This window comes from Lelliottia sp. F153, from assembly GCF_002870005.1.
GTDB classification, from domain to species: domain Bacteria; phylum Pseudomonadota; class Gammaproteobacteria; order Enterobacterales; family Enterobacteriaceae; genus Enterobacter; species Enterobacter nimipressuralis.
On sequence record NZ_PKFT01000005.1, the window covers coordinates 197,805 to 223,398 of the forward strand.

22 protein-coding genes, 2 tRNA genes and 1 rRNA gene are annotated in these 25,594 nt (G+C 54.0%); 11 read left to right on the forward strand and 14 right to left on the reverse strand.

The annotated features are described in order from the left end of the window. Positions 1-19 precede the first annotated feature (19 nt). The 10 genes from atpA to asnC all read right to left on the reverse strand — a co-directional run bounded on the left by atpA (position 20) and on the right by asnC (position 8,752). A complete protein-coding gene (gene atpA / locus F153LOC_RS14325) occupies positions 20-1,561 on the reverse strand; it encodes a F0F1 ATP synthase subunit alpha (RefSeq protein ID WP_100778298.1) in 1,542 nt (513 codons plus the stop codon). 12 nt (positions 1,562-1,573) lie between these two features. Continuing rightward, a complete protein-coding gene (gene atpH / locus F153LOC_RS14330) occupies positions 1,574-2,107 on the reverse strand; it encodes a F0F1 ATP synthase subunit delta (RefSeq protein ID WP_100778299.1) in 534 nt (177 codons plus the stop codon). A gap of 14 nt (positions 2,108-2,121) precedes the next feature. Continuing rightward, entirely contained in the window at positions 2,122-2,592 is a 471-nt protein-coding gene (gene atpF / locus F153LOC_RS14335; RefSeq protein WP_015961084.1) for a F0F1 ATP synthase subunit B, read from the reverse strand. A gap of 47 nt (positions 2,593-2,639) precedes the next feature. Next, the gene (atpE, locus tag F153LOC_RS14340; protein WP_000429386.1) at positions 2,640-2,879 is read right to left on the reverse strand and encodes a F0F1 ATP synthase subunit C; all 240 of its coding nucleotides are present in this window, start codon (positions 2,877-2,879) and stop codon (positions 2,640-2,642) included. Between the two features lie 50 nt (positions 2,880-2,929). Beyond that, complete coding sequence (gene atpB / locus F153LOC_RS14345) at positions 2,930-3,745, reverse strand: F0F1 ATP synthase subunit A (protein ID WP_100778300.1); 816 nt, start codon at positions 3,743-3,745, stop codon at positions 2,930-2,932. Between the two features lie 8 nt (positions 3,746-3,753). Continuing rightward, positions 3,754-4,134: a F0F1 ATP synthase subunit I gene (gene atpI, locus F153LOC_RS14350; protein ID WP_100778301.1), complete on the reverse strand. Its 381-nt coding sequence runs from the start codon at positions 4,132-4,134 to the stop codon at positions 3,754-3,756. A 622-nt stretch (positions 4,135-4,756) separates the two neighbouring features. Next, positions 4,757-5,374, reverse strand: a complete 618-nt coding sequence (rsmG, locus tag F153LOC_RS14355) for a 16S rRNA (guanine(527)-N(7))-methyltransferase RsmG (protein WP_100778302.1) — start codon at positions 5,372-5,374, stop codon at positions 4,757-4,759. A 117-nt stretch (positions 5,375-5,491) separates the two neighbouring features. After that, the gene (mnmG, locus tag F153LOC_RS14360) at positions 5,492-7,381 is read right to left on the reverse strand and encodes a tRNA uridine-5-carboxymethylaminomethyl(34) synthesis enzyme MnmG (protein ID WP_102105129.1); all 1,890 of its coding nucleotides are present in this window, start codon (positions 7,379-7,381) and stop codon (positions 5,492-5,494) included. A gap of 373 nt (positions 7,382-7,754) precedes the next feature. Continuing rightward, entirely contained in the window at positions 7,755-8,204 is a 450-nt protein-coding gene (gene mioC, locus F153LOC_RS14365; RefSeq protein WP_102105130.1) for an FMN-binding protein MioC, read from the reverse strand. Positions 8,205-8,293: 89 nt separating this feature from the next. Next, complete coding sequence (gene asnC / locus F153LOC_RS14370) at positions 8,294-8,752, reverse strand: transcriptional regulator AsnC (RefSeq protein ID WP_088221282.1); 459 nt, start codon at positions 8,750-8,752, stop codon at positions 8,294-8,296. Between the two features lie 150 nt (positions 8,753-8,902). Between asnC and asnA the strand changes: the two genes are divergently transcribed. Then, positions 8,903-9,895 (forward strand): aspartate--ammonia ligase, encoded by a 993-nt coding sequence (gene asnA / locus F153LOC_RS14375; protein ID WP_102105131.1) that lies wholly within the window; start codon positions 8,903-8,905, stop codon positions 9,893-9,895. Here the strand turns inward: asnA and viaA are convergent, their stop codons facing one another. Then, positions 9,896-11,347 carry an ATPase RavA stimulator ViaA gene (gene viaA / locus F153LOC_RS14380; RefSeq protein WP_102105132.1) on the reverse strand — a complete coding sequence of 484 codons (1,452 nt, stop codon included), beginning with the start codon at positions 11,345-11,347 and terminating at the stop codon, positions 9,896-9,898. Next, positions 11,341-12,837, reverse strand: a complete 1,497-nt coding sequence (gene ravA / locus F153LOC_RS14385) for an ATPase RavA (protein ID WP_102105133.1) — start codon at positions 12,835-12,837, stop codon at positions 11,341-11,343. Before ravA ends, viaA begins: the two co-directional genes overlap by 7 nt. Before the next feature lie 222 nt (positions 12,838-13,059). Here ravA and kup point away from each other — a divergent pair, with 222 nt between their 5' ends. The 7 genes from kup to rbsR all read left to right on the forward strand — a co-directional run bounded on the left by kup (position 13,060) and on the right by rbsR (position 21,027). Further along, entirely contained in the window at positions 13,060-14,928 is a 1,869-nt protein-coding gene (kup, locus tag F153LOC_RS14390; RefSeq protein WP_100778308.1) for a low affinity potassium transporter Kup, read from the forward strand. 226 nt (positions 14,929-15,154) lie between these two features. After that, positions 15,155-15,574, forward strand: a complete 420-nt coding sequence (gene rbsD / locus F153LOC_RS14395; protein WP_102105134.1) for a D-ribose pyranase — start codon at positions 15,155-15,157, stop codon at positions 15,572-15,574. Positions 15,575-15,581: 7 nt separating this feature from the next. After that, positions 15,582-17,087: a ribose ABC transporter ATP-binding protein RbsA gene (gene rbsA / locus F153LOC_RS14400; RefSeq protein WP_102105135.1), complete on the forward strand. Its 1,506-nt coding sequence runs from the start codon at positions 15,582-15,584 to the stop codon at positions 17,085-17,087. Positions 17,088-17,091: 4 nt separating this feature from the next. Next, positions 17,092-18,057 (forward strand): ribose ABC transporter permease, encoded by a 966-nt coding sequence (rbsC, locus tag F153LOC_RS14405; protein ID WP_102105136.1) that lies wholly within the window; start codon positions 17,092-17,094, stop codon positions 18,055-18,057. A gap of 27 nt (positions 18,058-18,084) precedes the next feature. Then, positions 18,085-18,975 carry a ribose ABC transporter substrate-binding protein RbsB gene (gene rbsB / locus F153LOC_RS14410; RefSeq protein ID WP_102105137.1) on the forward strand — a complete coding sequence of 297 codons (891 nt, stop codon included), beginning with the start codon at positions 18,085-18,087 and terminating at the stop codon, positions 18,973-18,975. 108 nt (positions 18,976-19,083) lie between these two features. Then, complete coding sequence (rbsK, locus tag F153LOC_RS14415) at positions 19,084-20,013, forward strand: ribokinase (RefSeq protein WP_102105138.1); 930 nt, start codon at positions 19,084-19,086, stop codon at positions 20,011-20,013. 3 nt (positions 20,014-20,016) lie between these two features. Beyond that, the gene (rbsR, locus tag F153LOC_RS14420; protein ID WP_100778314.1) at positions 20,017-21,027 is read left to right on the forward strand and encodes a ribose operon transcriptional repressor RbsR; all 1,011 of its coding nucleotides are present in this window, start codon (positions 20,017-20,019) and stop codon (positions 21,025-21,027) included. Here the strand turns inward: rbsR and mdtD are convergent. Both mdtD and F153LOC_RS14430 read right to left on the reverse strand, forming a co-directional pair. Further along, positions 20,975-22,402 carry a multidrug transporter subunit MdtD gene (mdtD, locus tag F153LOC_RS14425; protein ID WP_100778315.1) on the reverse strand — a complete coding sequence of 476 codons (1,428 nt, stop codon included), beginning with the start codon at positions 22,400-22,402 and terminating at the stop codon, positions 20,975-20,977. The two genes, rbsR and mdtD, sit on opposite strands and share 53 nt — an antisense overlap. Next, positions 22,399-23,106 carry a FadR/GntR family transcriptional regulator gene (locus F153LOC_RS14430; RefSeq protein WP_102105139.1) on the reverse strand — a complete coding sequence of 236 codons (708 nt, stop codon included), beginning with the start codon at positions 23,104-23,106 and terminating at the stop codon, positions 22,399-22,401. Before F153LOC_RS14430 ends, mdtD begins: the two co-directional genes overlap by 4 nt. A gap of 480 nt (positions 23,107-23,586) precedes the next feature. Here F153LOC_RS14430 and F153LOC_RS14435 point away from each other — a divergent pair. From F153LOC_RS14435 to F153LOC_RS14445, 3 genes are all read left to right on the forward strand, one after another. Continuing rightward, positions 23,587-25,126 (forward strand): 16S ribosomal RNA (locus tag F153LOC_RS14435). A gap of 71 nt (positions 25,127-25,197) precedes the next feature. Beyond that, positions 25,198-25,274, forward strand: a tRNA-Ile gene (locus F153LOC_RS14440). Between the two features lie 61 nt (positions 25,275-25,335). Then, positions 25,336-25,411: transfer RNA gene (locus F153LOC_RS14445), tRNA-Ala, on the forward strand. Positions 25,412-25,594: the final 183 nt, after the last annotated feature.

The following is a 25,594-nucleotide window of genomic DNA, read 5'->3' on the forward strand; positions in this document are numbered from 1 at the left end:
TAAGACAAGCCGCCGGACGTTACCAGGACTGGGTTGCTTTGAAGGAATCGAGGATAGCTTTCAGCTTGCCTTCGATTTCGTCGTTATAGCCACCGGACTGGTTGATCTCTTGCATCAGCGGAGCGTGATCACGGTCAACGTAAGCCAGCAGTGCGGCTTCGAAGCTACCGATTTTCGCCAGTTCCACATCTTCGAGGTAACCGCGTTCAGCCGCGAACAGCACCAGGCCCTGTTGTGCAACAGACATAGGGGCATACTGTTTCTGTTTCAGCAACTCGGTCACTTTCTGACCATGGCTTAACTGCTTACGGGTCGCTTCATCCAGATCGGAAGCGAACTGAGAGAACGCAGCCAGTTCACGATACTGTGCCAGAGCGGTACGAATACCACCGGACAGTTTCTTGATGATCTTAGTCTGAGCAGCACCACCCACACGGGATACGGAGATCCCTGGGTTAACCGCAGGACGAATACCGGAGTTGAACAGGTTGGTTTCGAGGAAGATCTGACCATCGGTAATGGAAATTACGTTGGTCGGAACGAACGCAGAAACGTCACCCGCCTGGGTTTCGATAATCGGCAGAGCAGTCAGAGAGCCGGTTTTACCTTTCACTTCACCATTGGTGAATTTCTCAACGTATTCCGCGTTAACGCGGGATGCGCGCTCCAGCAGACGGGAGTGGAGGTAAAATACGTCGCCCGGGAATGCTTCACGTCCTGGTGGACGACGGAGCAGCAGGGAAACCTGACGGTAAGCAACAGCCTGTTTAGACAGGTCATCGTATACGATCAGCGCATCTTCACCGCGGTCACGGAAGTATTCGCCCATTGCGCAACCGGCATATGGCGCCAGGTATTGCAGTGCAGCAGATTCAGAAGCGGTTGCAACCACAACAATGGTGTTTGACAGCGCGCCGTGCTCTTCCAGTTTACGAACAACGTTAGAAATGGTGGACGCTTTCTGGCCGATAGCCACGTACACACATTTGATGCCGGAATCGCGCTGGTTGATGATCGCATCGATTGCCATCGCGGTTTTACCGGTCTGACGGTCACCGATGATCAGTTCACGCTGACCACGACCGATTGGGATCATGGCATCAACGGATTTATAACCCGTCTGCACTGGCTGATCAACGGACTGACGTTCGATAACGCCCGGTGCGATAACTTCGATTGGCGAGAAGCCATCGTTATCAACAGGACCTTTACCGTCGATTGGTGCACCCAGGGTGTTCACCACGCGACCCAGCAGGCCACGGCCAACTGGAACTTCAAGAATACGACCAGTACATTTGACTTTCATGCCTTCGGCAAGGTCAGCGTACGGGCCCATAACTACAGCACCTACGGAGTCGCGCTCCAGGTTCAGTGCGATAGCGTAACGGTTACCCGGCAGGGAAATCATCTCACCCTGCATACAATCGGCAAGGCCGTGGATGCGGATAACACCGTCACTTACAGAAACAATAGTACCTTCGTTGTGAGCTTCACTCACAACACTGAACTGAGCAATGCGCTGCTTGATCAGTTCGCTGATTTCGGTGGAATTCAGTTGCATGCTCCAGTCCCCTTAAGACTGCAAGACGTCTGCAAGGCGTTCAAGACGGCCGCGTACGCTGCCATCAATGACCATATCACCCGCTCGGATGATTACGCCTGCCATTACAGACTTATCGATTTTGCAATTCAGCTTAACTTTGCGTGACAGACGTTTTTCCATCGCGGCGGTGATCTTCGCAAGCTGTTCTTGGCTCAGTTCATTCGCAGAGGTTACTTCAACTTCGGCGGTAGCTTCACTGAGGGCACGTAAGTGCTCAAACTGCTCGAGAACATCCGGGAGCACTCGCAGACGACCATTCTCAGCCATGACCTTAATCAGGTTCTGGCCGTTGTCATCCAGTTGCTCACCACAAATGGCGATAAACGATGCAGCAAGGGTTTCAGGTGCTAAGGCACCGGAAAGCATCTCAGCCACTTGCTCGTTTTTCGTTACCTCAGCGGCAAACGCCAGCATATCCTGCCAGCGATCGACATTTTGGTGTTCGACAGCAAAGTCAAAAGCTGCTTTGGCGTAGGGGCGAGCTACCGTAACAAATTCAGACATCAGCCCCTCCCTCCTTACAGTTCAGCGACAAGTTTGTCCACGATGTCGCTGTTAGCAGCTTCATCCACGGAACGTTCGATGATCTTCTCGGCGCCAGCAACAGCCAGAATCGCAACCTGCTTACGCAGTTCTTCACGAGCACGTTTACGCTCAGCATCAATTTCAGCCTGAGCTTGTGCAACGATCTTAGTACGTTCCTGTTCTGCTTCAGCTTTGGCTTCGTCCAGGATCTGAGAACGGCGTTTGTTAGCCTGTTCAATGATTACCTGAGCTTCAGCTTTCGCTTTTTTCAGCTGGTCTGTCGCGTTGGCCTGTGCAAGGTCCAAATCTTTCTTAGCGCGCTCTGCGGAAGCCAGACCGTCAGCAATTTCTTTCTGACGTTTCTCGATGGCTGCCATTAAAGGCGGCCATACATACTTCATGCAGAACCAGACAAAGAGAATAAACGCGATGGCCTGGCCGAGGATTGTTGCGTTCATGTTCACAGCACAATACCTCTTAAATTTCTGTGGCTTGGGTTTTTAAAAACGACTTACGCGACAGCAAACATCACGTACAGACCCAGACCTACAGCGATCATCGGGATTGCATCCACCAGACCCATAACGATAAAGAACTGAGTACGCAGCAGAGGAATCAGATCCGGTTGACGCGCAGCGCCTTCCAGGAATTTGCCCCCGAGGATGCCGATACCGATCGCAGCACCGATAGCCGCCAGACCCATCATCACAGCGGCAGCCATGTACAGCAGATCCATATTCAGGTTTTCCATGACAGTCTCCAGTTTGTTTCAATAAAAACGTAGTAGTGGTGGTTAAAAAATCAGTGCTCTTCAGACGCCATCGACAGATAGACGATCGTCAGAACCATGAAGATAAAGGCTTGCAGCGTAATGATCAGGATGTGGAAAATGGCCCATGGCACATTCAGAACCCACTGTGACCACCACGGCAGAAGACCCGCGATCAGAATGAAAATCAGCTCACCCGCATACATGTTACCGAACAGTCGCAGACCAAGTGAAACCGGTTTGGACAGCAGGCTTACGCCTTCCAGGATCAGGTTGACCGGAATGAACGCCCAGTGGTTGAACGGCTGCAAGGTAAGCTCTTTCACAAAGCCGCTTACGCCTTTCATTTTGATGCTGTAGAAAAGAATCAGGATGAATACGCCCAGCGCCATGGACAGGGTGATGTTCACGTCAGCAGACGGAACCACACGCAGTGCCGGCAGGCCGAGAACATGCTCACCGATGTACGGCAGCAGGTCGATAGGCAGAAGGTCCATCAGGTTCATCAGGAAGACCCAGACGAAGACAGTCAGCGCCAGCGGAGCAATCAGCTTGCTCTTACCGTGGTACATGTCTTTGACGCTGCCATGAACGAAGCCGATGACTAATTCGATAGCCGTCTGGAATTTCCCTGGAACACCGCTGGTCGCCTTTTTAGCAACGCTACGGAACATGGCCAGGAACAACAGACCCAACACCACCGAGAAGAACATGGAGTCAATGTTGAGCGTCCAGAAGGTGGCCGGGGGGTTATGCGGATCCACCAGCGAGAATGTACGCAGGTCCATCTGAAGGTTCGTCAGATGGTGACCTATGTAATCCTGCGGCGTCATATTTTCTGAAGCCATGATGCCTTTTACCCTTTGTTGTTGATTACAGCTGGCGCCAGAACTTGTACCACCAGCACCAAAACCCACGTCGCGATCAGCGGCAAAAATACCACTTTGAAAACAGCCAGCGCCAACACCAGGAAGGCAAAGGTTAGCAACACCTTACACACTTCGCCAAGAGCGAAGGACCAGGCCACGCGGCCTTTGGCAGGTGTATGCGCCTGATGACGCCAGGCAAAAATCATAAACAACATGTTTGGCAAAACCACTGCCAAACCTCCACACACTGCGGAGATGCCCCAGAAGGGGTCTTTGAGGCAGAACAGCAGTCCACTTGCTATCACCGCCAGAAACTGAATGAACAGAAGCTTACGAGCAACGTTTCGACTCAAGAGCGACACAGACATCACGTTTTTACTCCTGCTCCCTTCGAGGTATGTCGCGTGTCGTATAAAACGTCCTTTAAGGCTCAGAGTCAAGCATCAAAAAGCGGTCAAATTATACGGTGCGCCCCCGTGATTTCAAACATTAAGTAGCGAAAAGGTGAATAAATGTTTAAATAATTTTCCCCACCGCTATTTTTTAACTTTTCGCGAAACCGCGACCCATCCGATTAAACTGCAAACTGCGCAGAAACATTGATGATAAAGCGTGCACGAGATCACAAAATGCACATTTACGATAAGGTCTTATTTATCAAATCAATAATTTGGTTTAATTCATCTTTATGATATTAAAGACAAATGACAGCAACTATTTTCAAAACAGCCCCGTACACAACAAAAACCTTTCATTGACATTTTTAATAAATAATTAACATCACCAACTCATCACTGAATTCCACTTTTAGCAGACTGATATTTTCAATGTTGACTATATTTGGTGTTAACGAGATAAATCAGGTTAACACCAAGAAAAACCTCGGTAACAACAAGGTTAAATGCAGTCCGGTGAGGTTCCTTCCTTAGGGCCGTTTTTTAACACTTTAAGAACCGCACGAATTCCACATTTTTTATTTAATTTTTAAAATTAGTTTGCCTTAATTATCACCAAATGGCGTTCGCCATCGAGCTGTGGAACCTGTAACTTCACAATCGACTCGACCACATAGCCAACCGGGAGCTGGGCGATTTCATCCTCAGGCACCAGGCCTTTGAGCGCGTAAAAACGCCCTTCCTGCGCTGGCAGATGCTTACACCAGCTGACCATATCGTTGAGTGACGCAAACGCACGGCTAATCACGCCGTCAAACGGCGGCTCGGACGGAAACGCCTCTACCCTGCTCTGAACCGGCTCGATATTGTTGATTTTCAGCTCATGCTGCACCTGACGCAGGAAGCGCACGCGCTTGCCCAGGCTGTCCAGCAGCGTGAACTGGCACTCAGGCCGCACGATGGAGAGCGGAATGCCTGGCAGACCAGGGCCGGTCCCCACATCGATGAAACGCTCACCCTGCAGGTAAGGCGCAACCACAATGCTGTCGAGAATATGGCGAATCAGCATCTCGTTGGGATCGCGTACCGACGTGAGGTTGTACGCTTTGTTCCATTTGTTCAGCATATCGACATAGGCCACCAGCTGATTTTTCTGGTGATCGGTGAGCGAAATACCTGCTTCATCCAGCAGACGAGAGAGTTTGTTGAGCACGGTGAATACCTGTCTGAAATAATGAGCCCGGTGGCGTTAACGCTTACCGGGCCTACGATACGTACTGTAGCGGGTCAGCGAAGCACCACCCGCCAAAATGGCAAAGATCGCCTGATGTTAAGCGCTGCGGCGCAGCAGACCTTGTTTTTTCAGCCATACCAGCAGAATAGAGATGGCTGCTGGCGTCACGCCGGAGATGCGAGATGCCTGGCCGATCGACACCGGTTTGTGATCGTTCAGTTTCGCGATCACCTCGTTTGACAGCCCCGTCACCTGACGGTAATCCAGCATCGCAGGCAACAAGGTGTTCTCGTTACGCTGCTGTTTTTCGATCTCATCCTGCTGACGCGCGATGTAACCTTCGTATTTGACCTGGATTTCGACCTGCTCGGCCGCTTCGGCATCGTCGAGACCCGGCGCGAACGGCGTCATCTGCACCAGCTGCTCGTAAGTCATCTCAGGGCGACGAAGAAGATCTTCCCCGCTGGCTTCGCGTGAGAGCGGCGCGGTCAAGTGAGCGTTCACTTCGGCTGCGGATTCCGCCAGAGGATTCACCCATGAGGTTTTCAGGCGTTGACGCTCGGTCTCAATGCGCTCCAGCTTCTGGTTGAAACGCGCCCAGCGTTCGTCATCCACCAGGCCCAGCTCGCGGCCCATTTCGGTCAGGCGCAGATCGGCGTTGTCTTCACGCAGCATCAGACGATATTCCGCGCGAGAGGTGAACATACGGTACGGCTCTTTGGTACCGAGCGTGCTGAGATCGTCCACCAGCACGCCAAGGTAGGCCTGATCGCGACGCGGTGACCAGCCCTCTTTTTCCGCAGAGAAGCGGGCGGCGTTCAGACCGGCCAGCAGGCCCTGGGCTGCCGCTTCTTCATAACCGGTGGTGCCGTTAATTTGTCCTGCGAAGAACAGGCCCTGGATAAATTTGCTCTCCAGCGTCGGTTTCAGATCGCGCGGGTCGAAGAAATCGTACTCAATAGCGTAACCTGGACGAACGATTTTTGCGTTCTCCATGCCCTGCATCGAGCGAACAATTTGCATCTGCACGTCGAACGGCAGACTGGTGGAGATGCCATTCGGGTAAATTTCGTTGGAGGTGAGTCCTTCCGGCTCCAGGAAGATCTGGTGCTGGTTACGATCGGCAAAGCGCATGACTTTGTCTTCGATCGACGGACAGTAACGTGGACCGATCCCTTCGATCACGCCTGCGTACATCGGGCTACGATCGAGGTTATTGCGGATCACGTCATGGGTTTTCTCATTGGTGTGCGTGATGTAACACGGCACTTGCTGCGGATGCTGCGCCGCAGACCCCATGAACGAGAAGACCGGCATCGGGTTGTCGCCGTGCTGCTGTGCCAGCACGCTAAAATCGATGGTGCGGGCATCAATACGCGGCGGTGTCCCGGTTTTCAGGCGGCTGACGCGCAGCGGCAGCTCGCGAAGACGACGGGAAAGTGGAATGGACGGCGGATCGCCAGCACGGCCACCGCTGTAGTTATCCAGACCAATATGAATTTTTCCATCGAGGAAAGTCCCGACCGTCAGCACCACGGCTTTGGCACGGAACTTCAGTCCCATCTGGGTGACGGCACCGACGACACGATCGTTCTCAACGATAAGATCTTCAACCGCCTGTTGGAAGATCATCAGGTTCGGCTGGTTCTCCAGCGCAGTACGTACGGCCTGGCGGTAAAGCACACGGTCAGCCTGAGCTCGAGTGGCGCGAACGGCGGGTCCTTTGCTCGCGTTTAGTATCCTAAACTGAATGCCGGCCTGATCGATCGCTTTCGCCATCAAGCCGCCCAGAGCATCCACTTCTTTTACCAGGTGTCCTTTCCCAATGCCGCCAATCGCCGGATTACAGGACATTTGTCCCAGCGTGTCGATATTGTGTGTCAAAAGCAGGGTCTGTTGACCCATACGCGCTGCGGCCATTGCGGCCTCAGTGCCTGCGTGACCCCCGCCAATGATGATGACGTCAAAAGGATCCTGATAAAACATGCTTTCCTGCCTTGCGTAAAGCGGTTTGAAAATGGATTTAAGCCCGGGCCGTGGATTCTACTCAAGTTTAGTCTTTCGAGAAAGCATTGGGATCTTGGCTATTAAAAAGAAGATCTTCTTATTTAGAGATCTGTTTTACTATGATCTCTTATTAGGATCGCCTTCTCGTGTGGATAAGTCGGATCCGGTCATAAAGATCATAAGGATAGAAAGGATCGTTTGCTGTGAATGATCGGTGATCCTGGACCGTATAAGCTGGGGTTAGATTCGCTACTTATGCACAGGTCAAAAACCAGCCAACGGTTATACCTTGGATAACTACCGGTTGATCCAAGGTTTTGACCAGACTTATCCACATCTGATCGCACGATCTTTAAGCGTTATTGAGTAAATTTTTCCATTCACCCAGCCATTCTTCGGCTGGATCCTCCGGAATATCGTGATCGAGGATGTTGATCTTCAGCGTTTCGCCGATCTGTTTTGCTCCACACGACTCGATCGCCGCTTCTACTTTCTCTACTGCACCACAAAAGGTGTCGTATTCGCGGCTACCTATCCCAATCGCGCCAAAACGCACGGCTGACAGATCGGGACGTTGCTCGAGAAGCTCATCATAGAAAGGTTGCAGGTTATCAGGGATATCGCCCGCACCATGCGTGGAGGTGATCAGCAGCCAGATCCCATCAGCAGGGAGATCTTCCAGTAACGGTCCATGCAGGGTTTCGGTCGAGAAACCTGCGTCTTCCAGCTTTTCCGCGAGATGTTCTGCAACATATTCCGCGCCGCCAAGAGTACTGCCACTGATAAGAGTAATATCTGCCATGATCGCTCGCTCATATAAAGAGGGGAGCATTGTACGCTGTGAGCGAGCTGGGATCTACCTGTGGAAAATGTGGTAATTAAATGGCGCCGCTAGGGCCGGATGGTGCGCATAATCGGGTTCTGCAGGGAGATCAGCGTCTCGGTGGACTGAATTTCATCAATTGTTTGGATCTTGTTGATAAGTACCTGCTGCAGGGCATCGATCGATTTACACATGACCTTAATAAAGATGCTGTAGTGGCCGGTGGTGTAATAGGCTTCGGTCACCTCTTCCAGACTTTCGAGCCGGGCCAGCGCAGACGGGTAATCTTTTGCGCTTTTCAGAATAATGCCAATAAAGCAGCAGACGTCATACCCCAGCTGTTTTGGACTGACGTCAATCCGCGCCCCGGTGATAATCCCCGCCTGCTTCATCTTCTCCACGCGAACGTGAATCGTCCCTGGGCTGACGCCAAATTGTTTAGCCAGTTCGGCATACGCCGTGCGCGCATTGGCCATTAATGCTTCGAGGATGCCGCGGTCCAGATTATCGATCTGATAATTTTCCATAGTATTTTCTTATGAAGATTGAGTAATCACTCTATTCTAGCGCCATATTTTAACGATTCAAAAGTGAAGTGGGCTTTTTGTTGTTGGATTATTGTATTGGGTGCCGTTTTTGTTGCTTAATCAATATCAACAGGACGCAGGAGTATAAAAATGAAAACCGCTTACATCGCAAAACAACGCCAGATCAGTTTCGTTAAATCCCATTTTTCACGTCAGCTTGAAGAGAAACTTGGCCTCATTGAAGTCCAGGCTCCGATTCTGAGCCGCGTCGGTGATGGGACGCAGGACAACCTGTCTGGTTGCGAAAAAGCGGTACAGGTAAAAGTGAAAACCTTGCCAGACGCCCAGTTCGAAGTGGTTCATTCACTCGCGAAATGGAAGCGTCAGACACTGGGTCAACACGACTTCAGCGCGGGCGAAGGGCTTTACACGCACATGAAAGCCCTTCGCCCCGATGAAGATCGCCTGACGGCCATCCACTCCGTTTACGTTGACCAGTGGGACTGGGAGCGTGTAATGGGTGATGGTGAACGTCACTTAGGGACGCTGAAATCCACCGTAGAGGCCATCTACGCGGGGATCAAAGCAACCGAAGCGGCGGTGAGTAAAGAGTTCGGACTGGCACCGTTCCTGCCAGACTCGATCCACTTTGTTCACAGCCAGGATCTGCTGAGCCGTTTCCCGGATCTCGATGCCAAAGGCCGTGAGCGCGCGATCGCTAAAGAGCTGGGCGCGGTATTCCTGATCGGTATCGGTGGCAAACTTTCTGACGGACAGCGCCATGACGTGCGTGCCCCGGATTACGACGACTGGAGCACCCGCGACGAGCGAGAATTAGCCGGTCTGAACGGCGATATTCTGGTGTGGAACCCGATTCTGGAAGATGCGTTTGAGCTTTCTTCCATGGGGATCCGCGTGGATGCCGACGCCCTGAAGCGCCAGCTGGCGGTGACGGGAGATGAAGATCGCCTGAAACTTGAGTGGCACCAGGCCCTGCTGCGCGGCGAAATGCCGCAAACTATCGGCGGCGGTATCGGCCAGTCACGCCTGACAATGCTGTTGCTGCAGTTGTCCCATATCGGGCAGGTTCAGTGTGGGGTGTGGCCGCATCAGGTGCGTGAAAGCATCGGCTCTCTGCTTTAATTAACGCCGCCAGCGCCTGACCAGGCGGCTGCGTAACCCGGTATCAAAGCGCCAGATATGATCGAAAATGCGCATGATGCCGGGCTTTCCATGTTGCGACATCGCCACCGCATGAAAGCGGTGCTGGTGATCCCGCTGTAATGATTTCACCTTTGTGACCACGTCGTCCGGCAGTCGCTGGGCAATAAAATCGGAAATGACCACCGCATCCGCGTCATACCAGTCCCCGCCCTGCATGCGTTCTGCGATAGCGCGAAAACAGCTGGCAATATCGGTTCCGCCGCGAAAACGCTGGCTCAAAAAGCGGATCGCCTGTTCGATGCCCTGCTCACTCGTCAGTTCGTATCCCACCACTTCGCTGGAAAACAGCATGATATAACAGCGACGCCGGTCGGCGAGGGCGACGCGCATCAGTGCCAGGCAAAACGCTTTGGCACACTGTTCGTTAAAGCCGCCCATCGAACCGGAAGTATCTACGCAGACAATGAAGGGGCCGCGCGGCTGTTCGTCAAAATCCTGATGAACGACCGGACGCTGGCTGATTTTTTCGCGCCAGGATTCGCCGTGCAGGCGATAGGTAAGCAGCTGTTTCTCCACCAGCCGCCGGTAGAACTCATACTCCAGCTCGGTGATCCCAAGCGTCGCCAGCTCTGTCGGCAGCAGGCGCAGGATGTCATCGCTCTGCTGTAAGCCGTCGACCTGTTCCGGCACGGTTGCCGGTTCGCGAACCAGCGTGCGGAAGGTTTCCATTGGCGCGTCTTTTTTCGGCACCGACTTTGCCTCCCGCGAACGGCCAAGCTGCTCCGCGAGCTGCATCAGTTCGGGCTGTTGCGCCAGAAAATCGCCGTATTTAACGATCAGCTGATAGTCGCCGCGCCGGATCTGCCCGGCGCTCATATCCCAAAGCCTTCCGGCGGCGTTTTCGTTCTCCACCAGCACTTGCTCCAGCTGGCCGCTCAGCGTCATCCGCTCCTGAACTTCACTGAGCAGCTGATCGCGCTCCTCCTCCAGCAACTGCTGGTTGAGCGACGTGGTCTGCACCACCAGACTGAGCCGCCATCGCTGCAGGAAAAGCGTATGCAGCGCCGGAGTAAAGGTGGCGTTGTCCGAGACCAGCTTGCGGGCCTGGGCGGCGTACGGGGAGTGCACTTTATCGAGCAGCGTCAGGATCTGGGGAAGCTGAACGATAAATTGCGGTGTGGATAACCGCTGGCACTGCTGGTAGCAGGCCACTTCTTCCGTAAGCTCTGGCGGGACTTCGGTCTCTTTTAGCCGCTGGCGCAGGCTATCTCGCCAGCGCGGGATATCGTCGGTGACGGCTTTTTTAATGCGCGGAAACTTTTCAAAGAATGCGGCCAGCTGGGGAGAGGCGAGTAAGGTCAGGACGACCTCTTCAATCAGCCCCTCTTCACCAACCGCCAGCATCACATTGAGCGTATCCAGCGTTAGCATTGACGCGCCTGTTTGATCTGCGCGCTGACATCCTGCAGGCTGGCTTCGATGCGACCCAACCAGTCGCTATGTATAAAGAGGCATTTTTGCTGTTCGCTGAAGCGCGTGTGCTGCTGATGCCACTCCGTATCCAGCGCGTCAAGCTGCTGTTTGATCTCTTCCGGCACGTTATCCGAGGCATTTCCCGGCAGGGCGAGGCGTGAACCCTGCAGGCTCACATCGCGGATCACCAGATGCATGCTGGTATCCACTTCCAGGTTCAGCACCTGGGCAAAGCCGATGCCGTTGAGTTTTCCACGGATTTCGCCATTTTTATCCAGCCACTGCGACAGCGCTTCGCGCTCAATGGTGATGTGAACCACCTGCATATCGTGGAGTTTTAACGGCTGCTGGAGTAAGAGCGTCAGGGTGGTGTCCGTCAGTTCTGGGGGCAACTCGTAGTGCGGTTTACGTGAGAACATCCCGCCGAGACGGCTCACTTTCAGTGCCGTTTTGTCGCTTTGCTGCTGCTGAAGCTGGATGCGTCGCTGGGTGATGGCGCCCAGTTGGTTGAGCATTGCCTGCTGCCCCCACGCGTGTCCGGTCATCAAAACATCCAGCTGCTGTTCCATCAGATGCATCCCTTCCGCATCGTGCCACAGGCAATCTTTCAGCAGGATCAGATCGATGGGGGCGACGGAATCCCGGCCGCTGAACAAAGCACTGGACTGCAACAGGCGGATCGCCTTTTTCCAGCGCCGATCCGAGACATACGGCGCGGCCGGCAATAAATCCAGCTGCTGGCGCAGCATAAAGATCAGTTCAAAAACGGCGTCCGGCAGTTTGATTTTGCCGATATCCTGCTGCCACTGCTGGTACTCGTCGTCAGTTACCTGCAATGACGGCGCTACCGGGTTTTCATTTTCGTCCTGCTGGCTCACCAGCATCGAGCGGAAATTCGACTTATCCTGCACTTTATCCAGCCACAGGCGAATCAGCATGCGGTCATACAGCGCTTCAAGGCTGCTGTCGGCTTCAGGCAGTTCGTTGGACGCCGCCACCAGCAGGCGCATCGGGATTTTTTCTTCATAAGCGCCATTACGAAAGCGACGTTCGTTGATGGCGGTAAGCAGGGTGTTCAGGATCGCCGGGCCGGCTTTCCAGATCTCATCCAGAAAGACAATTTCAGCCTCGGGCAGATACCCTGCCGTTAATCGTTGATAGCGACCTTCATCTTTCAGGGCCTGAATGGAAAGCGGGCCAAAAACCTCTTCCGGGGTGGAGAAACGGGTCATCAGATATTCAAAGGCGCGCGCATTCTGGAAGGCAAATTTCAGTCGACGCGCAATCAGGCTTTTGGCGATGCCGGGCGGGCCGAGCAGGAACACACTTTCGCCACTGAGCGCTGCCAGCAAACAGAGCCTAATCGCATGGCTGCGTTCGAAAAGGCCTTTCTCCAGCGCACCGCTGAGATGGGAAATTCTTTCTGCTAATAAATGTGAGTGAGCCATAATTGTGTTGCGTCCTTTCGGCGTCGTCGCAGCTAATTGATGCGAGTATAGACGTTTCAGCATGGGCTGGTAATAGACTGAAGTGCGGCGTTATTTTCTTTGCGCTACATTAATAGGGTTGCATTTAGGGGTACGATCTTGCGATTAATCGTGCATACTGTGCGCCTTTTTGTGGGCCAAGGGACTAAGCACACATTTGTTATACAACGAAAAGACTAGTCTATGAGCACTGATAATAAGCAATCATTAAGCGCTATAACGCTTGCGGCCATTGGGGTTGTGTACGGTGATATCGGTACCAGCCCGCTCTATACGCTTCGCGAATGTCTGTCCGGTCAGTTTGGTTTTGGTGTTGAACGTGACGCCGTTTTTGGCTTTTTGTCACTCATCTTTTGGCTGCTGATCCTGGTGGTTTCTGTTAAGTATCTCTCCTTTGTCATGCGCGCGGATAACGCCGGTGAAGGCGGGATCCTGACCCTCATGTCTCTTGCCGGGCGTAATACATCGGCAAAAATGACCTCGTTCCTGGTGATTATCGGCCTGATCGGTGGCAGCTTCTTCTATGGAGAAGTGGTGATTACCCCGGCGATTTCGGTGCTCTCAGCAATTGAGGGGCTGGAGATTATTGCTCCGCAGCTGGATACGTGGGTCGTTCCGCTCGCCATCATTGTACTGACGCTGTTGTTTGCTATTCAGAAGCACGGTACGGGGCTGGTGGGTAAACTCTTTGCACCCATTATGCTGGCATGGTTCCTGATTCTGGCGGCACTCGGTCTGCGCAGTATTATCGCCAACCCGGAAGTGCTGCAGGCGCTGAACCCGATGTGGGCGGTCCACTTCTTCCTGGAATACAAAACGGTTTCGTTCGTCGCGCTGGGCGCTGTGGTGCTGTCAATCACCGGTGTGGAAGCGCTGTATGCGGATATGGGTCACTTCGGTAAGCTGCCGATTCGTCTGGCCTGGTTCACCGTGGTTCTGCCGTCTCTGGTGCTGAACTATTTCGGTCAGGGCGCGCTGCTGCTCAAACATCCGGAAGCGATCAAGAACCCGTTCTTCCTGCTGGCGCCTGACTGGGCGCTGGTGCCGATGCTTATCCTTGCCACACTGGCCACAGTCATTGCCTCTCAGGCGGTGATTTCCGGCGTCTTCTCCCTGACGCGCCAGGCGGTTCGTCTGGGCTATCTGTCGCCGATGCGCATCATTCATACCTCGGAGATGGAGTCCGGCCAGATCTACATTCCGTTCATCAACTGGCTGCTCTACTTCGCCGTGGTGATCGTGATTGTCAGCTTCGAGCACTCCAGCAACCTGGCTGCGGCGTACGGTATTGCGGTGACGGGTACGATGGTGCTGACTTCGATTCTCTCGACCACCGTGGCGTACCGGAACTGGCACTGGAATAAATTCCTGGTTGCGCTGATTCTGGTGGGCTTCCTCTGCATCGATGTGCCGCTGTTCTCAGCGAACCTCGACAAAATCGTCTCCGGCGGCTGGCTGCCGTTGACCCTGGGGCTGGTGATGTTCCTGGTGATGACCACCTGGAAGAGCGAGCGCTTCCGCCTGCTGCGCCGTATGCACGAGCACGGTAACTCTCTGGAAGCGATGATTGCCTCTCTGGAGAAATCTCCGCCGGTGCGCGTGCCTGGCACCGCAGTTTATATGTCACGCGCGCTGAACGTGATTCCGTTTGCCCTGATGCACAACCTCAAGCACAACAAAGTGCTGCACGAGCGCGTGATCCTGCTGACGCTGAGAACCGAAGATGCGCCATACGTCCACAACGTGCGCCGTGTGCAGATCGAACAGCTTTCTCCGACCTTCTGGCGCGTGGTGGCGAGTTACGGCTGGCGCGAAACGCCGAACGTGGAAGAGGTGTTCCACCGCTGTGGTCTGGAAGGGCTGAGCTGTCGAATGATGGAAACCTCGTTCTTTATGTCGCACGAGTCGCTGATTGTCGGCAAACGTCCGTGGTATCTGCGTCTGCGCGGCAAGCTGTACCTCATCCTGCAGCGTAACGCCCTGCGCGCACCTGACCAGTTTGAAATCCCGCCTAACCGCGTGATTGAGTTAGGGACGCAGGTCGAGATTTAACCTCCGCAACACCTTCTCCCGGTGACGCTTCGCTTGCACGGCCCTACGAAACCGTAGGCCGGATAAGCGAGGCGCCACCAGGTAAAACACTTCCCAAAATGCCCCCACATTTCACTTAGCGAAACGTTTCGACGTTGATCACAATTCTGTTACGTCATGATGGTTTTCTGAACACTCTTGCGGCTACACTTCTTTTAGCGAAACGTTTCGCTAGTGGAGCAAGAAAATGAAGAAAGGCACGGTACTCAATTCTGAAATCTCGTCGGTTATTTCCCGTCTTGGGCATACCGATACGCTGGTAGTTTGCGATGCAGGCTTACCGGTTCCGCGCAGCACAACCCGTATTGATATGGCGTTAACGCAGGGCGTGCCCTCGTTTATGCAGGTACTGGGCGTGGTGACGTCGGAGATGCAGGTTGAGGCGGCCATTCTCGCGACGGAGATCAAACAACATAATCCGCAACTCCACGAAACGTTGCTCAGCCATATTGAGCAACTGCAACAACACCAGGGAAACACCATAGAAATTCGTTACACAACGCACGAGCAATTCAAACAACAAACCGCAGACAGTCAGGCGGTGATTCGCAGCGGGGAGTGTTCCCCGTATGCGAATATCATTCTCTGTGCTGGCGTCACGTTCTGAGGCCATCATGGACGCATTATTGCAACTCAAAGGGATCGATAAATCGTTCCCGGGCGTAAAAGCCCTCTCCGGCGCCGCGTTAAACGTTTACTCCGGGCGCGTTATGGCGCTGGTGGGTGAAAACGGCGCTGGCAAATCCACAATGATAAAAGTGCTCACCGGCATTTATGCCCGTGACGCCGGAACGCTGCTGTGGCTGGGGAAAGAGACGACCTTCACCGGACCTAAATCCTCTCAGGAAGCCGGGATTGGTATTATCCACCAGGAGCTGAACCTGATCCCGCAGCTCACCATTGCGGAAAACATCTTCCTGGGCCGTGAATTCGTTAATCGCTTTGGCAAAATCGACTGGAAAAAGATGTACGCCGAAGCCGACATTCTGCTGGCGAAGCTGAATCTACGCTTTAAAAGCGACCGTCTGGTAGGCGACTTGTCTATTGGCGATCAGCAGATGGTGGAAATCGCCAAAGTGCTGAGCTTCGAGTCGAAAGTCATCGTTATGGATGAACCGACCGACGCCCTGACCGATACAGAAACCGAATCCCTGTTCCGCGTGATCCGCGAGCTGAAATCTCAGGGGCGCGGGATCGTCTATATATCCCACCGCATGAAAGAGATCTTTGAGATTTGCGATGACGTGACGGTATTCCGCGACGGGCAATTTATTGCCGAGCGCGAGGTCTCCTCGCTGACCGAAGATACGCTGATTGAGATGATGGTGGGGCGCAAGCTGGAAGAACAGTATCCGCGTCTCGACAAAACACCGGGCGCTGTCCGTCTGAAAGTCGACAATCTGTGTGGGCCGGGCGTAAACGATGTCTCCTTCACGCTGCGTCAGGGCGAAATCCTTGGCGTGGCCGGGCTGATGGGGGCCGGGCGTACCGAGCTGATGAAAGTGCTGTACGGCGCGCTACCGCGCACCAGCGGTTACGTCACTCTCGACGGCCATGAAGTTGTCACCCGCTCTCCACAGGATGGGCTGGCGAACGGCATCGTCTATATCTCCGAAGACCGTAAGCGCGATGGCTTAGTGCTCGGGATGTCGGTGAAAGAGAATATGTCCCTGACGGCGCTGGGCTACTTCAGCCGCAGCGGCGGCAGCTTGAAGCACAAAGACGAACAGCAGGCGGTCAGTGATTTCATTCGCCTGTTTAATGTGAAAACGCCGTCGATGGAACAGGCAATCGGCCTGCTCTCCGGCGGTAATCAGCAGAAAGTGGCGATTGCCCGCGGTCTGATGACGCGTCCAAAAGTGCTGATCCTCGACGAACCAACCCGTGGCGTTGACGTCGGTGCCAAGAAAGAGATTTATCAGCTGATCAACCAGTTCAAGGCTGACGGTCTGAGCATCATTCTGGTCTCTTCCGAGATGCCAGAAGTATTAGGCATGAGCGATCGCATTATCGTCATGCATGAAGGGCATCTCGGCGGTGAATTCACTCGCGAGCAGGCCACCCAGGAAGTTCTGATGGCTGCCGCTGTGGGCAAGCTTAATCGCGTGAATCAGGAGTAAGAAGATGACTACCCAGGCTGTTTCTGGTCGCCGCTATTTCACCAAGGCATGGCTGTTGGAACAAAAATCACTGATTGCGCTGCTGGTGCTGATCGCGATTGTGTCGACCATGAGCCCGAACTTTTTTACCGTCAATAACCTGTTCAATATTCTCCAGCAGACGTCCGTGAACGCCATTATGGCGGTCGGCATGACGCTGGTGATTCTGACGTCGGGGATCGACCTGTCCGTCGGTTCCCTGCTGGCGCTCACCGGCGCGGTAGCGGCTTCAATTGTAGGGATTGAAGTTAACGCGCTGGTGGCTATCGCCGCTGCCCTGGCGTTAGGCGCCGCAGTGGGTGCAGTCACCGGGATGATTGTGGCTAAAGGCCGCGTGCAGGCGTTTATCGCCACGCTGGTGATGATGCTGCTGCTGCGCGGTGTCACGATGGTGTACACCAACGGCAGTCCCGTGAATACCGGCTTTACTGATAACGCCGATCTATTTGGCTGGTTCGGTATCGGTCGTCCGCTGGGTATCCCGACGCCGGTGTGGATTATGGGTATCGTCTTCCTGGCGGCCTGGTACATGCTGCACCACACGCGCCTCGGCCGCTATATCTATGCGCTGGGCGGTAACGAAGCGGCGACGTGTCTCTCCGGTATTAGCGTCAATAAAGTCAAAATTATCGTCTATTCCCTGTGCGGTTTGCTGGCATCGCTGGCAGGTATCATCGAAGTGGCGCGCCTCTCTTCTGCGCAGCCGACAGCGGGAACGGGATATGAGCTGGATGCGATTGCCGCCGTGGTACTGGGTGGTACGAGCCTGGCGGGGGGTAAAGGTCGCATTGTTGGGACATTGATCGGCGCACTGATTCTTGGCTTCCTGAATAATGGTTTGAATTTGTTAGGTGTTTCCTCCTATTACCAGATGATCGTTAAAGCAGTGGTGATTTTGCTGGCGGTTCTGGTAGACAACAAAAAACAGTAACTGACGACACTACAGGACATCTCTGATATGAACATGAAAAAACTGGCTACCCTGGTTTCTGCTGTGGCACTGAGCGCTACCGTTAGTGCGAACGCTATGGCGAAAGACACCATCGCGCTGGTCATCTCGACCCTGAATAACCCGTTCTTCGTTTCCCTGAAGGATGGTGCGCAGAAAGAAGCCGACAAACTGGGTTATAACCTGGTGGTTCTCGACTCTCAGAACAACTCGGCGAAAGAGCTGGCTAACGTTCAGGACTTAACTGTTCGTGGCACCAAAATCCTGCTGATCAACCCAACCGACTCTGATGCGGTCGGTAACGCCGTGAAGATGGCCAACCAGGCGAAAATCCCGGTGATCACTCTTGACCGTGTGGCGACAAAAGGTGACGTCGTTAGCCATATCGCGTCTGATAACGTGCTGGGCGGTAAAATCGCGGGTGATTACATCGCGAAGAAAGCAGGTGAAGGCGCCAAAGTTATCGAACTGCAGGGTATCGCAGGGACATCCGCAGCGCGTGAGCGTGGCGAAGGTTTCCAGCAAGCCGTGGCAGCCCACAAATTTAACGTCCTGGCCAGCCAGCCTGCTGACTTCGACCGTACTAAAGGTCTGAACGTTATGCAGAACCTGCTGACGGCGCACCCTGAAGTGCAGGCTGTCTTCGCACAGAACGATGAAATGGCACTCGGCGCGCTGCGTGCGCTGCAGACTGCCGGTAAATCGGATGTGATGGTTGTCGGCTTTGACGGCACGCCAGACGGTGAGAAAGCCGTAAATGATGGCAAACTGGCGGCAACCATCGCTCAGTTGCCAGAGCAGATTGGTGCGACGGGTGTTCAGACTGCGGATAAAGTGCTGAAGGGCGAGAAAGTCCAGGCGAAATATCCGGTTGACCTGAAGCTGGTCGTCAAGCAGTAATAGGCGATTCAGGCAGTCGTCTGACGGCCTGAGGGACTACAAATAAAGAAAAGTGTGGCATACGCCACCGGGTAAAACCGGTGGCGATCTTTACTGGACAGCTCAAACATGAAAACCGCAGTTAATCTCGTCGTCCTTGGCAGTATTAATGCCGATCACATTCTTAACCTTGATGCTTTCCCCACGCCTGGCGAAACCGTCACCGGCAATCAGTATCAGGTGGCTTTCGGCGGTAAAGGCGCAAACCAGGCGGTGGCCGCCGGTCGCAGCGGCGCTAATATTGCATTTATCGCCTGTACCGGCGATGACGATACGGGCGAGCGCGTGCGTAAACAGCTGGAGAGCGACCATATCGATATCTCACCCGTCAGTGTGGTGGGCGGGGAATCGACGGGCGTGGCGCTGATTTTTGTCAACGCAGAAGGTGAGAATGTCATCGGTATTCATGCGGGTGCCAATGCGGCGCTGACCATCGAACGCGTGGAAGCGCAGCGAGGATTGATCTCCAGCGCCGAAGCGCTGCTGATGCAGCTCGAATCGCCGGTCGAAAGCGTGCTGGCGGCCGCGAAAATTGCACATGAAAATCATACCACTGTCGTACTTAACCCTGCTCCAGCGCGTCTATTATCAGACGAGTTGCTGGCGCTGGTGGACATCATCACCCCGAACGAAACGGAAGCCGAAAAGCTGACGGGCATTCGCGTGGAAAATGATGACGACGCGGCGCGTGCCGCTCAGGCGCTGCACGATAAAGGTATCGGTACGGTCATCATTACGCTCGGAAGCCGTGGCGTATGGGCGAGCGTCAACGGCGAAGGCCGTCGCGTTCCCGGCTTTAAGGTCAAAGCGATTGATACGATCGCGGCGGGAGATACCTTTAACGGTGCGCTGGTTACGGCGCTGCTGGAAGGTGGCTCGCTGGACAATGCCATCCGCTTCGCTCATGCCGCTGCCGCGATTGCGGTGACACGCAAAGGAGCACAGCCTTCCGTTCCATGGCGCAAAGAGATCGATGAATTTTTGAGTCAGCAGAGGTAACGCTTGGCCACAATGAAAGATGTCGCCCGCATGGCGGGCGTTTCTACTTCGACGGTTTCCCATGTCATCAATAACGATCGCTTTGTCAGCGAGGCGATACGGGAAAAAGTCGACGCTGCCATTAAAGACCTCAACTACGCTCCTTCGGCGCTCGCGCGCAGTCTTAAGCTTAATCAGACTCACACCATCGGCATGCTGATCACCGCCAGTACAAACCCGTTTTATTCTGAGCTGGTGCGCGGCGTTGAGCGTAGCTGCTTTGAGCGGGGTTACAGCCTGGTGCTGTGTAACACCGAGGGCGACGAACAGCGTATGAACCGTAATCTGGAAACGCTGATGCAAAAACGCGTCGATGGATTATTGCTGCTGTGCACCGAAACGCACCAGCCCTCCAAAGAGATCATGCAGCGCTATCCTTCGGTTCCAACGGTGATGATGGACTGGGCGCCCTTCGACGGGACCAGCGATCTGATTCAGGATAACTCGCTGCTGGGCGGGGATATGGCGACGCAGCATTTGATTGATAAAGGCTACAGCCGCATCGCCTGCATTACCGGGCCGCTGGATAAAACTCCGGCGCGTTTACGTCTCGAGGGATTTCTCGCTGCCATGGAACGCGCGGGGCTGCCCGTTCCGGACGGATATCGCATCACCGGCGATTTTGAATTTAACGGTGGTTTTGAGGCGATGCAAAAACTACTGGCGCAAGACGTGCGTCCGCAGGCGGTATTTATCGGTAACGATGCGATGGCTTTTGGTGCGTATCAGGCGTTGTATCAGGCGGGATTACGCGTTCCCCAGGATATGGCGGTGATTGGTTACGATGATATCGAGCTGGCTCAGTTTATGACGCCGCCGCTGACCACCATTCATCAGCCGAAAGATGAGCTGGGCGAGCTGGCGATCGATGTGTTGATTCATCGTATGGCACAGCCCGCACTTCAGCAACAACGTTTGCAGCTTACTCCTGTTCTGATGGAACGCGGTTCTGTTTCGGCTGGTGGCGATCTTTAATCAGATTGCGGCCATCTTTGGGTTTGAGCAGCATGAACACCAGCGCCGAGACCACCGTCAGTGCGCCCATCGTGATAAAGGTGTAATGGAACTGCTCAACCGTGTTCGTCCCTTCCATCCCTTCATAGACGCGCAGCACCGCTGCGCTCACCGCCACGCCTAAACTGATCGACAGCTGCTGCGTCACAGCCAGCACGCTGTTGCCGCCACTGGCATTTTCGTCGGTGAGATCCGCGAGGCTGATGGTATTCATCGACGTAAACTGGATAGACATCGCCATGCCCAGGATAAAGAGCGGGAGCAGCAGCATCCACGCCGGGAAGGCGGCGGACTGAAGCGAAAACTGCGCAATCATCAGACCGATAAAGACCGTGACGCCCACCAAAGTTTTACGATAGCCCAGCCGACGCAAAATCTGCGTCACCATCGATTTCGCCAGAATTGACCCGACGGCGGTCGGGGCCATCATGCACCCGGCTATCAGCGCCGGATAGCCAAACCCTACCTGCAGCATCAGCGGCATCAGAAAGGGCACGCAGCCGGTTCCCAGACGCGAGGCGATGTTTCCGGCAATCCCCACCGAGAAGGTTCGGGTTTTGAACAGCAGCAATGAAATCAGCGGCGTCGGATGACGACGCGCGTGACGTATATAGAGAAGGAAAAGCAGGATGCCGCTCAGAATGATAGAAAGGGCGATCCAGGTGGCGACGATTTTCTCGCCAAATAACTCCATGCCGGTGGAGAACAACACCAGGCTCAGGCCGAACAGGAAAAAGCCGCCCATATCAAAGCTGCGCTTTGGCGTGGTGAAGTTCGGCATATATTTGCGGGCGTAGCAAAGGCCAGCCACGCCAATTGGAATATTGATCAGGAATATCCAGTGCCAGCTCGCCCAGGTGACCAGCACGCCGCCAAGAACCGGCCCGAGAATGGGGCCGACCAGACCGGGCATGGTCACAAAGTTAAGTACCGGCAACAGCTCGCTGCGCGGGTAAGCACGTAACAGCGCCAGGCGTGCGACCGGCATCATCATTGCGCCGCCGATGCCCTGCAAGATACGGAAAACAACCAGCTCCGCCAGGGATGTCGAAAGTGCGCAGGCCAGCGAACCGAGCGTAAACAGAGTAACGGCGAGCATGAAGATTCGACGTGTACCGAAGCGGTCCGCCAGCCAGCCGCTGACCGGGATCAGCATCGCGACGGTCAGCGTATAGCTGATGATGGCGGATTGCATCGCCAACGGGGAGCGGTTGAGACTTTCGGCAATGGCCGGGAGGGCCGTGTTAAGAATGGTGGCATCCAGCGCCTGCATAAAGAAAGCCATGGCCGCAATCCATGGCAATCCCGCCATGCTGCGTGCTTTTTTCTCAGTCATTGATTGTCCGGTTGTTGGTGTGGTGTTGCTAATAAAACCTGGCAGGCGAGTAAAGCGCGCTGTCCGTCGCTCTCCTGAATGGCATCGACAATGGCCTGGTGCTGGCCCAGCTTCACCACGTCATTCTGAGTAATAGAAGCAAAGTAGGTGTGATACACCGAATGGAACAGGGAGGCAAAGGAGGTCAGGAAAGGGTTTCCGCTCATCGCGTAAATTTGTTCGTGCCAGGACATATCCACTTCAATCCAGCGCTGGCGGTTGAAATGCTGCTTCAGGAAGGTCATTTCGTCCATCAACGTATTAAGCTGTGCTTTTTGCTCGGCGCTACCTTGCACGGCGGCGAGCAGACATGCCTGAGGTTCGAGGCTGCCACGCATAACCAGGAAATGCTCCACAACCTGATGGAAGTTCTCTTCGGTCATCCACCACGAGAGCAGCTCCTGGTCGAGGAAGTTCCAGTTGCTCTGGGGCATCACGCGAGTTCCGATACGCGGGCGCGGGAGCACCATGCCTTTCGCGGTTAAGGTTTTCACGGCTTCACGCACGGCGGTACGGCTCACGCCAAACTGTTCACCCAGCTCCATTTCACCGGGAAGAATGCTTCCGGGCATATATTTTCCTGCCAGAATGCGTTGGGCCAGTTTCTCTGCCAGCACGTAAGAGAGGTTTTTTTGGGCGGCCAGCTGTTGCGCGCTTAAGGGCATCGCTCTTATTCCTTAATAGTACATGCTGTTAAGTATGCCATCAGGCGTGTGTTTGTGACTGCAAAAACAGCAAATAGGACAGTTTGTGGCTTGTTAACCAGCGTTTTGGCGAAAAAAGATACGGTCAGAAAGTTTTTTTACATTTCCTCTTGTCACCTCAGAATAACTCCCTATAATGCGCCTCCACTGACACGGAACAACGGCACGCAAGCCGCCGGGGCAGCAGGGGTTCAGCGATGAACGCCGACAGCGAAAAGCGAAATTAAACGCTTGACTCTGAATGAGGAAAACGTATTATACGGGACCTCGCAACGGTGAGCGAAAGCCGCGTTGCACTGCTCTTTAACAATTTATCAGACAATCTGTGTGGGCACTCAAAGTGACATGGATTCTAACGTCGCAAGACGCTAAATGAATACCAAAGTCTCTGAGTGAACATACGTAATTCATTACGAAGTTTAATTCACGAGCATCAAACTTAAATTGAAGAGTTTGATCATGGCTCAGATTGAACGCTGGCGGCAGGCCTAACACATGCAAGTCGAGCGGTAGCACAGAGAGCTTGCTCTCGGGTGACGAGCGGCGGACGGGTGAGTAATGTCTGGGAAACTGCCTGATGGAGGGGGATAACTACTGGAAACGGTAGCTAATACCGCATAACGTCGCAAGACCAAAGAGGGGGACCTTCGGGCCTCTTGCCATCAGATGTGCCCAGATGGGATTAGCTAGTAGGTGGGGTAACGGCTCACCTAGGCGACGATCCCTAGCTGGTCTGAGAGGATGACCAGCCACACTGGAACTGAGACACGGTCCAGACTCCTACGGGAGGCAGCAGTGGGGAATATTGCACAATGGGCGCAAGCCTGATGCAGCCATGCCGCGTGTATGAAGAAGGCCTTCGGGTTGTAAAGTACTTTCAGCGAGGAGGAAGGCATTGTGGTTAATAACCACAGTGATTGACGTTACTCGCAGAAGAAGCACCGGCTAACTCCGTGCCAGCAGCCGCGGTAATACGGAGGGTGCAAGCGTTAATCGGAATTACTGGGCGTAAAGCGCACGCAGGCGGTCTGTCAAGTCGGATGTGAAATCCCCGGGCTCAACCTGGGAACTGCATTCGAAACTGGCAGGCTAGAGTCTTGTAGAGGGGGGTAGAATTCCAGGTGTAGCGGTGAAATGCGTAGAGATCTGGAGGAATACCGGTGGCGAAGGCGGCCCCCTGGACAAAGACTGACGCTCAGGTGCGAAAGCGTGGGGAGCAAACAGGATTAGATACCCTGGTAGTCCACGCCGTAAACGATGTCGACTTGGAGGTTGTTCCCTTGAGGAGTGGCTTCCGGAGCTAACGCGTTAAGTCGACCGCCTGGGGAGTACGGCCGCAAGGTTAAAACTCAAATGAATTGACGGGGGCCCGCACAAGCGGTGGAGCATGTGGTTTAATTCGATGCAACGCGAAGAACCTTACCTACTCTTGACATCCACGGAATTTAGCAGAGATGCTTTAGTGCCTTCGGGAACCGTGAGACAGGTGCTGCATGGCTGTCGTCAGCTCGTGTTGTGAAATGTTGGGTTAAGTCCCGCAACGAGCGCAACCCTTATCCTTTGTTGCCAGCGGTCCGGCCGGGAACTCAAAGGAGACTGCCAGTGATAAACTGGAGGAAGGTGGGGATGACGTCAAGTCATCATGGCCCTTACGAGTAGGGCTACACACGTGCTACAATGGCGTATACAAAGAGAAGCGACCTCGCGAGAGCAAGCGGACCTCATAAAGTACGTCGTAGTCCGGATTGGAGTCTGCAACTCGACTCCATGAAGTCGGAATCGCTAGTAATCGTAGATCAGAATGCTACGGTGAATACGTTCCCGGGCCTTGTACACACCGCCCGTCACACCATGGGAGTGGGTTGCAAAAGAAGTAGGTAGCTTAACCTTCGGGAGGGCGCTTACCACTTTGTGATTCATGACTGGGGTGAAGTCGTAACAAGGTAACCGTAGGGGAACCTGCGGTTGGATCACCTCCTTACCTGAAAGAACCTGCCTTTGTAGTGTCCACACAGATTGTCTGATGAAAAATAAGCAGTAAAAAATCTCTGCAGGCTTGTAGCTCAGGTGGTTAGAGCGCACCCCTGATAAGGGTGAGGTCGGTGGTTCAAGTCCACTCAGGCCTACCAATTCATTCCTTTGGTAAGTTCTGGCAGGAAATGAACGGGTAAGAGATTTAGCATTTGTGATGGGGTTATAGCTCAGCTGGGAGAGCGCCTGCCTTGCACGCAGGAGGTCTGCGGTTCGATCCCGCATAGCTCCACCATCCTTTTACTGCGAACAACAAGAAAACTTCAGAGTGTACCTGAAAAGGTTCACTGCGAAGTTTTGCTCTTTAAAAATCTGGATCAAGCTGAAAATTGAAACGACACGCTGCGTCTGTTCTCCGTAATAAGAACAGGATGACGGTGTGTTCGAGTCTCTCAAATTTTCGCGACACGATGATGTT

Excerpts from the sequence above, each read along its gene's own strand:
- asnA (WP_102105131.1), top strand. The coding sequence starts at position 8,903 with ATGAAAACCGCTTACATCGCAAAACAACGCCAGATCAGTTTCGTTAAA.
- rbsD (WP_102105134.1), top strand. The coding sequence starts at position 15,155 with ATGAAGAAAGGCACGGTACTCAATTCTGAAATCTCGTCGGTTATTTCC.
- atpI (WP_100778301.1), bottom strand. The coding sequence starts at position 4,134 with ATGTCTGTGTCGCTCTTGAGTCGAAACGTTGCTCGTAAGCTTCTGTTC.
- viaA (WP_102105132.1), bottom strand. The coding sequence starts at position 11,347 with ATGCTAACGCTGGATACGCTCAATGTGATGCTGGCGGTTGGTGAAGAG.
- F153LOC_RS14430 (WP_102105139.1), bottom strand. The coding sequence starts at position 23,106 with ATGCCCTTAAGCGCGCAACAGCTGGCCGCCCAAAAAAACCTCTCTTAC.
- mdtD (WP_100778315.1), bottom strand. The coding sequence starts at position 22,402 with ATGACTGAGAAAAAAGCACGCAGCATGGCGGGATTGCCATGGATTGCG.
- rbsC (WP_102105136.1), top strand. The coding sequence starts at position 17,092 with ATGACTACCCAGGCTGTTTCTGGTCGCCGCTATTTCACCAAGGCATGG.
- mioC (WP_102105130.1), bottom strand. The coding sequence starts at position 8,204 with ATGGCAGATATTACTCTTATCAGTGGCAGTACTCTTGGCGGCGCGGAA.
- rbsA (WP_102105135.1), top strand. The coding sequence starts at position 15,582 with ATGGACGCATTATTGCAACTCAAAGGGATCGATAAATCGTTCCCGGGC.
- ravA (WP_102105133.1), bottom strand. The coding sequence starts at position 12,837 with ATGGCTCACTCACATTTATTAGCAGAAAGAATTTCCCATCTCAGCGGT.
- atpA (WP_100778298.1), bottom strand. The coding sequence starts at position 1,561 with ATGCAACTGAATTCCACCGAAATCAGCGAACTGATCAAGCAGCGCATT.
- rbsB (WP_102105137.1), top strand. The coding sequence starts at position 18,085 with ATGAACATGAAAAAACTGGCTACCCTGGTTTCTGCTGTGGCACTGAGC.
- kup (WP_100778308.1), top strand. The coding sequence starts at position 13,060 with ATGAGCACTGATAATAAGCAATCATTAAGCGCTATAACGCTTGCGGCC.
- atpB (WP_100778300.1), bottom strand. The coding sequence starts at position 3,745 with ATGGCTTCAGAAAATATGACGCCGCAGGATTACATAGGTCACCATCTG.
- asnC (WP_088221282.1), bottom strand. The coding sequence starts at position 8,752 with ATGGAAAATTATCAGATCGATAATCTGGACCGCGGCATCCTCGAAGCA.
- atpE (WP_000429386.1), bottom strand. The coding sequence starts at position 2,879 with ATGGAAAACCTGAATATGGATCTGCTGTACATGGCTGCCGCTGTGATG.
- mnmG (WP_102105129.1), bottom strand. The coding sequence starts at position 7,381 with ATGTTTTATCAGGATCCTTTTGACGTCATCATCATTGGCGGGGGTCAC.
- rbsK (WP_102105138.1), top strand. The coding sequence starts at position 19,084 with ATGAAAACCGCAGTTAATCTCGTCGTCCTTGGCAGTATTAATGCCGAT.
- atpH (WP_100778299.1), bottom strand. The coding sequence starts at position 2,107 with ATGTCTGAATTTGTTACGGTAGCTCGCCCCTACGCCAAAGCAGCTTTT.